Below are 7,949 nucleotides of genomic sequence, written 5' to 3' on the forward strand. Positions count from 1 at the left end.
GGGCGAGGCCCGTGCAGCCATTCGCCGCGCGCCACGCGGCGAAGCTGCGCGGGACGGAGAGCCGGCGGTCCGCCTGGACCAGCCCGCCGAGGCCAACCGTGCCGTCCCAGCGCAGCACCGGATCCTCGGTGCCGGCCAGGACCAGCACGGGCAGCGGCCGCGGCGGCGCGCAGGGCGGCCCCTCAGCGGGATGAGTCGCGTGGAACAGCACCAGCGAGGCGAGCCGGCCGCCCCGCAGGCAGGCATAGCGCAGCGCCATCATCCCGCCATTCGAGATCCCGGCCAGGTGGATGCGCGCGGGATCGGCAATGCCCTGCGCGACCAGCCGGTCCAGCAGCGCATCGAGGAAGGCCACGTCGTCGGCGGCCGAGAGCACGCCCGGCGCGCGGTTCGCCAGGGCATCGTCGTTCCAGAAGATCCCGGCGGCGTCCGGGAACACCACGGCGAAGCCGGCCTCTCGCGCCAGGGCCGGCAGGCGCAGCAGGTCGCGCGTGCCATGGCCGGAGACGGCCGCGGCATGCAGCACCACGATGGTCGGCGCCGGGCCGCGGGCGGCGGCACGGTCCAGAACGGCGAAGCGGTCGCCGGGCAGGCGCAGCGCCTCTCCACCGCAGGCCGCGAGCAGCAGGCAGAGCGCGCCGAGGCACGTCACAATGAGGCAGGGTCGCATCGCATCCTCCTGCCCGCCTAACGCGGGCAGGGGTCAGGCGTGCGCCGCCTCGGGGCCGGAGAGCTGGGTGCGCACCAGGGCGGCGAAGCGCCCGTCCAGCCGGACCAGCTCGTCGAAGCTGCCGCGCTCCATCACGCGGCCGTTCTCGAAGACCATGATCTCGTCGGCGTCGCGCACGGTGGACAGGCGATGGGCAATGATGAAGGTGGTGCGGCCGGCCATCAGCGCCTTCAGCGCCTTCTGCACGCGGGCCTCCGTGGCGGCGTCCAGCGCGCTGGTCGCCTCGTCCAGGATCAGCACCGGCGGGTCCTTCAGCAGCGCACGGGCAATGGCCAGGCGCTGGCGCTGTCCGCCCGAGAGCGCGCTGCCGCGTTCCCCCACCATCGTGTCGTAGCCCTGCGGCTTGCGGATGATGAAGTCGTGCGCCTCCGCCATGCGGCAGGCGCGCTCGATCTCCTCCTGGGTGGCGTCGGGGCGGCCGACCACCAGGTTGTCGCGGATCGAGCGGTTGAACAGCAGCGCTTCCTGGAACACCACGCCGACGTTGCGGCGCAGGCTTTCCAGCGAGATGTCGCGCAGGTCGTGGCCGTCCAGCGCGATGCGCCCGGCCACCGGGTCCCACAGACGCTGCAGCAGCGCCATCGCCGTGGACTTGCCGGCGCCGGTCTGCCCGACCAGCGCGACGGTGCGGCCGGGCGGGGCGACGAGGTCGATGCCGTCCAGGATGCGCGGGCCGCCGGGATAGGCGAAGGCCACCTCCTCGAATCGGACCTCGCCCTGCACGCGGCCGAGATCCAGCGCGTCCGGCTTCTCCGGCACCGAGGAGCGGCTGTCGAGCACGGCGAAGAACTGCTCCACCGCGGGCGCCTGGGTGACGGTGTGGGAGACGAAGGCGACCGCGCTCTCCATGCGGCCGATCAGCAGCGTGGCGAAGCCCATGAAGGAGACGATATCGCCGACGCTCGCCTGGCCGCGGAGGTGCAGGATGGTGCCGAGCACGAAGATCAGGATGACGGTGATCGTCGCCGCGGCGCGGGTCAGCACCGCGACCACGGCCCACCAGTTCAGCACCGGGAACTGGCGGTCCAGCACCTGCCGGACGATGTCGCCGAACAGCCGCGCCTCGGAATGCAGCCGGGTGAAGGACTGCACGACCACAACGTTGGAGAGCGCGTCCTGCGCGTTGCCGGCCAGCTGGGTGTGCAGCGCCTCCACCTCGCCCTGCGCCTCGTGCGTCTTGTTGATCACCCAGGCCGAGACCAGGGCGAAGAGCACGACGAGCACGATCAGCAGCAGCCCCAGCCGCCAGTTCATGAACATGGTCAGCGGCAGCAGCACCAGCGCGCCGATGAAGGTGATGAGGTGGTCGCGGAAGAAGGAGAGCCAGAAGCCGAACAGGTTGTCGGACCCGCGCAGCATCACCTTCATCAGCCGGCCGGACTGCGTGTCGCCATGGAAGGAGAGCGGCAGGGCCAGCACATGCTCGAAGTAGTGGCCCATGGCGACCAGGCGGTTGCGGTGCGCCATGCGGTCCGACAGCAGCGCGACGGCGACGTTGGCGCCGATGCCGGAGAGCCCGACGGCGCCCCACAGCGCCAGCAGGGCCATCGCCTCGGTCCACAGCCCCTCCGTCGTCAGCCGGTCGGAGCGGGAGAGCAGGTCCACGACCCGGCCGAACAGGACGGGTTCCAGGAAGGACAGGCCGGCGAGTGCCAGCGCGGCGAAGGTCAGCCCGACCGCCACCCAGCGATCCGGCGCCAGGAGCGCCAGCACCCGTCCGTAGAGCCTGAAGAGATGCATCTGCCGGCCCCTTCCGCCTGCCGCGCCCTTCCGCGGTCGCGCCGCAGGGTGCGCGGCGCCGGGGAGCAGCCCGGCCTCCGCCCCTAAGGACTCGCGAAAAAACCGCCGGCTTGCAAGCCGCGGCCGGAATGCGGCAGGAACGGGCGGCAAGCGCAGCAGCGGGACGGCAGTTCCCGCATGCCGGAGGAGACCACCCGTGACCGACACGACCACCCCTGCCCCGCGTGCCACGCGCCGCACCCTGCTCGGCGCCGCCCTGGCCACGCCGGTGCTGCTGCCCACCGGCGCGCGTGCGCAAGGCGCCTGGGCGCCCAGCCGTACCGTGCGCCTCGTCGTCGGCTTCCCGCCGGCCGGCACCACCGACATCGCGGCGCGGCTGCTGGCGGAGCCGCTTGGCCGGCGGCTGGGCCAGCAGGTGGTGGTGGAGAACCGCCCCGGTGCCGGCGGCAACATCGGCAACGACGTGGTGGCGAAGGCCGATCCGGACGGCCACACGCTGCTGATGCAGACGATCAGCGGCGGCGCGATCAACTACTCGCTGTATGGCGCGCGCATGCCCATCAAGCCGGAGGATCTGGCGGCGGTGGGGCTGATGATCCGCGTGCCGAACGCGATCTTCGTCAACCCGAACCTGCCGGTGAACACGCTGCAGGAACTGGTGGCCTATGCCCGGGCGCGGCCGGGGCGGCTCAACATCGGCTCCTCCGGCGCCGGGACCTCGCTGCACATGACGGGCGAGTTGCTGAAGCTGGAGGCCGGGATCGACCTGACGCACGTGCCCTTCCGCGGCGCCGGGCCGATGATGCAGGAGATCATCGCCGGCCGGGTGGAGGTCGGCGTGGACAACCTGCCCTCCGTCATCGGCCATCTGCGCGAGGGGCGGCTGCGGCCGCTGGCGGTGACCACGCGGGAACGCACGCCGGCGATGCCGGAGGTGCCGGCCACGGCCGAGCAGGGGCTGCCGGGGGTGGAGGCGACGGCCTGGTTCGGCGTGCAGGCCCCGGCGCGCACGCCGCGCGCGGCGATCCAGCGCATCTCCGACGAGATGAACCAGATCATCCGCGAGCCCGACATGCAGCGCCGCCTGGCGGATCTGGGCGGCATGGCGCCGAACCTGACGCCGGACGGCGGCACCAGCCCCGAGGCCTTCGACGCCTTCATCAAGGCGGAGATCGCCAAGTGGAGCGAGGTGGTGCGCCGCAGCGGCGCGCAGGTGGAGTAGCCCGCGGCTACTCCACCCGGATCCCCTGCGCCGCGATGATCTGGCCCCAGCGGGCCCGTTCGGCCGCGGCGCGGGCGGCGAAGGCGCCGGGGGCGTTGGGCAGGTAGATCAGCCCCTGGTCCGCCAGGAAGCGCTGCGCCTCCGCGCTCTCGGCGACCTTCACGTATTCGGCGTGCAGCCGGGCGACGATCGGCGCCGGCGTCGCGGACGGCGCGATCACGCCGTACCAGGTGGCGACGTCGATATCGTAGCCCTGTTCCTGCAGCGTCGGCACCTCCGGCAGTTGCGGCACGCGCACCGGCGTGGTCACCGCCAGGGCGCGGATCTGGCCCTGCTGCACCGGGCCCTTCATCAGCGGCAGCGTGTCGAACATCGCCTGGATGTCGCCGCGCAGCATGGCGGGCAGGCTCTCGTTGGTGCCGCGGAAGGGCACGTGCTCCATCGCGATGCCGTCGCGACCCCTGAACATCTCGAAGATCAGGTGCTGCGCGGTGCCGACGCCGACGCTGGCGTAGTTGGACCGCCCCGGCCGGCCGCGCACCCAGGCGATCAGCTCCGCCACGTTGCGCGCGGGCACGTCGTTGTTCACCACCAGCACCAGTGGCGCGGCGGCAAACATCACCACCAGCGCCAGGTCACGCTGCGCGTCATAGGGCGTGTCGCGGAACAGGTGGGGGAAGATGGTCAGCGGGCCGAGATTGCCCATGCCGATCGTGTAGCCATCGGGCGCGGCACGCGCGACCTCCGCCACGCCGATGCGTCCGCCCGCGCCGGAGCGGAAGTCGTTGACGATGGGCTGGCCGAGGGCACGGGAGACGGGGTCGTTGAAGGCGCGCGCGACCAGGTCGTTGAGGCCCCCTGGCGGCCATGGCACGATGAAGCGCACCGGCCGGGCCGGCCAGGCGGGGCCCTGGGCACGGGCCGGGGCCGGCACCAGGACAGGGGCGATGGCGGAGGCGATCAGGGTGCGGCGCAGCATGCGCGAAGCCTCGCCTTGCCGGCGCGATCGTGCAAGGGCGGAACGGCGGCAGGGACGCAGGCAGGCATGACAGCACATCCGATCGCGCCGATCGGCGGGCGCGCGGCCTGGACCGGGGCGGAGATGGCGCGCGACACCTCCTGGGTGATGGCGCTGCCGGCGGGCGCGCAGGAGGAGATCGCGGCGACGCTGGCCGCGCTGGGCGAGAGACTGGTGCCACGCTTCGACGCCCGCCACTTCGCGCTGCCCGCCACCGCGGCGTTCCTGCGCGAGGTGGCGCAGGAGCTGGAGCATGGGCGCGGCCTGGTGCGGCTGACCGGGCTCGATCCTGCGCGCTTCTCCGCAGCCGACCTGAAGCGCGTGTTCTGGGGGCTGATGTGCCACCTCGGCACGCCGCTGCCGCAGAACACCACGGGCGAGGTGCTGGCCGAGGTGACGGACGAGACCGGCGTGGGCGCCGCCGTCGCGGCCGGCTCGGCGCGGGCGCGCAGCCGGTCCACCGGCGCGCTGCGCTTCCACACCGACAAATGCGACCTGCTGTGCCTGCTCTGCGCCTCGAACGGGATCGCGGGCGGCATCTCGCGCATCGTCTCCACCGTCGCGATCCATGACGCGATGGCGGCGCGGCGGCCGGACCTGCTGGCGGTGCTGTACCAGGAGTTCTGGCGCGCCCGGCCGGCCGACGAGGAGGGCGAGGGGATGGCATCGTGCCCCTTCCCCATGCCGGTCTTCGCGCGCGGCCCGGATGGCGATTTCACCAGCCAGTACAGCCGCACCTATGTGGAGATGGCGCAGGGCATGCCCGGCGTGCCGCCGCTGACGCCGCAGCAGGTGGAGGCGATGGACATGCTGGCCGCGCTGGCCGACGAGCTCTGCGTGGAGATGCCCTTCGAGCCCGGGCAGATCCAGCTGATGAACCAGCACGTCACCTATCACGGGCGCACCGCCTATGCGGACGACGCGGCGACTGGCGCGCGGCGCAACCTGCTGCGCATATGGCTGGCCAGCCCGATCAGCCGCGCGCTGCCCGCGGGCCATGCGGACCAGTGGGGCGACGTGCGGGCCGGCGCGCTGCGCGGCGGCGCAATTCCCGGACGCAGCGCCGTCGCTGCCTGACCTCGACGAACCGGAGAGAACGAGACGATGAGCCTTCGCCGCCGCACGCTTCTCGGTGCCACGCTGGCCCTGCCCTGGATCGGCACCGCGCACGCACAGGGGACGTCGTCACCCTGGGCGCCGACGCGCCCGGTGCGCCTCGTCGTGCCCTTCCAGGGGGGCGGCGCCACCGACCTGACCGCGCGGCTGATCGCGGAGCGCCTGGGCCCCATGCTCGGGCAGCCGGTGGTGGTGGACAACCGCCCGGGCGCGGGCGGCAATGTCGGCGCGGAGATCGTCGCCCGGTCGGACCCGGACGGGCACACGCTGCTGATGTGCACGATCGGCACGGCCAGCATCAACCAGTTCCTCTACAGCCGCATGCCGTTCCGGCCGGAGGACCTGGCCGCCGTCGCGCTGGTGAACCTGGTGGCGAACGGGATCGTGGTGCATCCCTCGGTGCCGGCGCGGAGCTTCCAGGAGTTCGTCGCCCACGCGAAGCAGAACCCGGGCCGCATGAATTACGGCACGCCGGGCAACGGCACCTCCGGCCACATGTCCGGCGAGTACCTGAAGGTGCGCGCGGGGATCGACATCACCCACGTGCCCTATCGTGGCACCGGCGGCGTGATCCCCGACCTGCTCTCCGGCACGCTGCAGGTCGCGGTGGACAACCTGCCCGCCTACATCCCGCATATCCGGGAGGGGCGGATGCGCCTGCTCGCGGTGACCTCGCGCGACCGCTGGTTCACCAATCCCGAGGTGCCGACGGTGATCGAGAGCGGCATCCCCGGCTTCGAGGCGGTGGCGTGGTTCGGCGTGCAGGCGCCGGCGCGCGTGCCGGCGAACGTGCTGCAGCGCTACGCCGATGCCATCGCGGAGATCTCGCGCGACCCGGCGGTGGTGGCGCGCCAGCGCGAGATCGGCGCTGAGCCGCGGCCGCTGGGGCCGGCGGCCTTCGAGGCGTTCATCCGCGAGGAGAACGAGAAGTGGCGCGAGGTGGTGCGGGTGAGCGGGGCGAAGCTGGATTGAGGCAGGGGCCGGGGCGCTGGTGAACGCGCCGTCCCCCGCTTGCGGGGGAGTGTCGGATGGAGGCGGTGCATTCGGCCGCCGCATGTCGCTCGCGCCCCCACCCCGACCCTCCCCCGCAAGCGGGGGAGGGAGAGACATGTGCGGGGGAAGGTGAGGCGAGGCGCGAAGGACTACGCCGCCTGCTCCACCGCCACCCGCGCCACCGCCCGCGCGATGGCCTCGGCGCGCGGCAGGTCCACGCTGTCGGGCCAGCGATCCTCCGGGGCGTGGAACCAGGGGTTGTCGCCGATCAGCGAGAGGTAGCGGCCGCCGCGCTCCTCGATCTCATGCGCCTCCCCATTCGCCTTGCCGCCGGTCGCCGCCTCGATCGGCGCGCGGGGATGGCCGGCCTCGGCCAGCGCATCGGCCATGCGGTCGGCCAGGCCGACGACATTGCTGCGCACCACCAGCCGCTCCGCCCCCGCGCAACCGAGATTGGCGCCGAGATGCACCACCAGGGCGCTGTCGCTGGCCAGTTCCGGTTCGCGCGCGAAGGCGCGCTGCGCGCCGATATGGCCGAGCTCGTGGCCGCAGGTGGCCAACGCCACCACGCCGCGCCGCCGTTCCGCGCCAGCCAAGGCCGTGAGCGCGGCGAGCCAGGCCAGGATGCCCCCTGCCCGCTCCGCCGTGCTGGTCCACCAGGAGGTGCGCGGCGTCAGCAGCACCAGCGGCGGCGCATCGCCATCCTCGGGGCCGGGCAACGCCGCGCGGATATTGGCGGAGCGGCCACTGGTACGGTGGCCCTGCACCACCAGCTTGGCTGGCGCGCCGCGCTCGGCCAGCAGGCCGAGCCACGGCGCCTCCCGCCCCGGCAGTTGCAGCACGGGCGGGCCGAAGGGGTCCAGCGCGTCATGCGCGTTCAGCGGGGCCAGGCTGTCCGGCCGCGTGCGCAGCGCGACGAGGATGGCGGCGTGCGCGCTCTCCCGCCGCGCCAGCGCGAAGGCGTTGCCGGGCAGGCTGGCGGCGCGCGGCTCCATCTCCACCACGCCGAAGCGCGCGGCGGAGCCGAGCGGACCGAGCGTGCCGACCAGGCCGCCGCCATCCGTCGTGCCGCCGTCGAACAGCGGAAGGCCTTGCACCGTGCGGCCGCCCGCGATCAGCTCCGACGGGCC

Annotated in this window: 7 protein-coding genes; 3 read left to right on the forward strand and 4 right to left on the reverse strand. The window is 73.3% G+C overall.

The window, feature by feature from the left end; all coding sequences use genetic code 11:
• Nucleotides 1-670, reverse strand: a 670-nt coding sequence (locus OZN99_RS20245; protein WP_270937066.1) for an alpha/beta hydrolase family esterase, incomplete at its 3' end; no start/stop codon positions are given.
• 33 nt (nt 671-703) lie between these two features.
• Entirely contained in the window at nt 704-2,470 is a 1,767-nt protein-coding gene (locus tag OZN99_RS20250; protein ID WP_270937067.1) for a glucan ABC transporter ATP-binding protein/ permease, read from the reverse strand.
• A gap of 196 nt (nt 2,471-2,666) precedes the next feature.
• On the opposite strand from OZN99_RS20250, the gene OZN99_RS20255 reads away from it, so the two are divergent.
• Entirely contained in the window at nt 2,667-3,692 is a 1,026-nt protein-coding gene (locus tag OZN99_RS20255) for a Bug family tripartite tricarboxylate transporter substrate binding protein (protein ID WP_270937068.1), read from the forward strand.
• Between the two features lie 7 nt (nt 3,693-3,699).
• Here the strand turns inward: OZN99_RS20255 and OZN99_RS20260 are convergent, their stop codons facing one another.
• Nucleotides 3,700-4,671 carry a Bug family tripartite tricarboxylate transporter substrate binding protein gene (locus OZN99_RS20260; RefSeq protein ID WP_270937069.1) on the reverse strand — a complete coding sequence of 324 codons (972 nt, stop codon included), beginning with the start codon at nt 4,669-4,671 and terminating at the stop codon, nt 3,700-3,702.
• Between the two features lie 66 nt (nt 4,672-4,737).
• On the opposite strand from OZN99_RS20260, the gene OZN99_RS20265 reads away from it, so the two are divergent.
• Complete coding sequence (locus OZN99_RS20265) at nt 4,738-5,787, forward strand: TauD/TfdA family dioxygenase (RefSeq protein ID WP_270937070.1); 1,050 nt, start codon at nt 4,738-4,740, stop codon at nt 5,785-5,787.
• Between the two features lie 27 nt (nt 5,788-5,814).
• Complete coding sequence (locus OZN99_RS20270) at nt 5,815-6,798, forward strand: Bug family tripartite tricarboxylate transporter substrate binding protein (protein ID WP_270937071.1); 984 nt, start codon at nt 5,815-5,817, stop codon at nt 6,796-6,798.
• Nucleotides 6,799-6,968: 170 nt separating this feature from the next.
• On the opposite strand, the gene OZN99_RS20275 is transcribed toward OZN99_RS20270, so the two are convergent.
• Nucleotides 6,969-7,949, reverse strand: a 981-nt coding sequence (locus OZN99_RS20275) for a hypothetical protein (protein WP_270937072.1), incomplete at its 5' end; no start/stop codon positions are given.

It is taken from the genome of Falsiroseomonas oryzae (genome assembly GCF_027856955.1).
Lineage (GTDB): Bacteria > Pseudomonadota > Alphaproteobacteria > Acetobacterales > Acetobacteraceae > Falsiroseomonas > Falsiroseomonas oryzae.

What these genes read in the sequence shown, in the direction of transcription:
- OZN99_RS20250 (WP_270937067.1), bottom strand. Translation starts at nt 2,470, where the DNA reads ATGCATCTCTTCAGGCTCTACGGACGGGTGCTGGCGCTCCTGGCGCCG.
- OZN99_RS20260 (WP_270937069.1), bottom strand. Translation starts at nt 4,671, where the DNA reads ATGCTGCGCCGCACCCTGATCGCCTCCGCCATCGCCCCTGTCCTGGTG.
- OZN99_RS20265 (WP_270937070.1), top strand. Translation starts at nt 4,738, where the DNA reads ATGACAGCACATCCGATCGCGCCGATCGGCGGGCGCGCGGCCTGGACC.
- OZN99_RS20270 (WP_270937071.1), top strand. Translation starts at nt 5,815, where the DNA reads ATGAGCCTTCGCCGCCGCACGCTTCTCGGTGCCACGCTGGCCCTGCCC.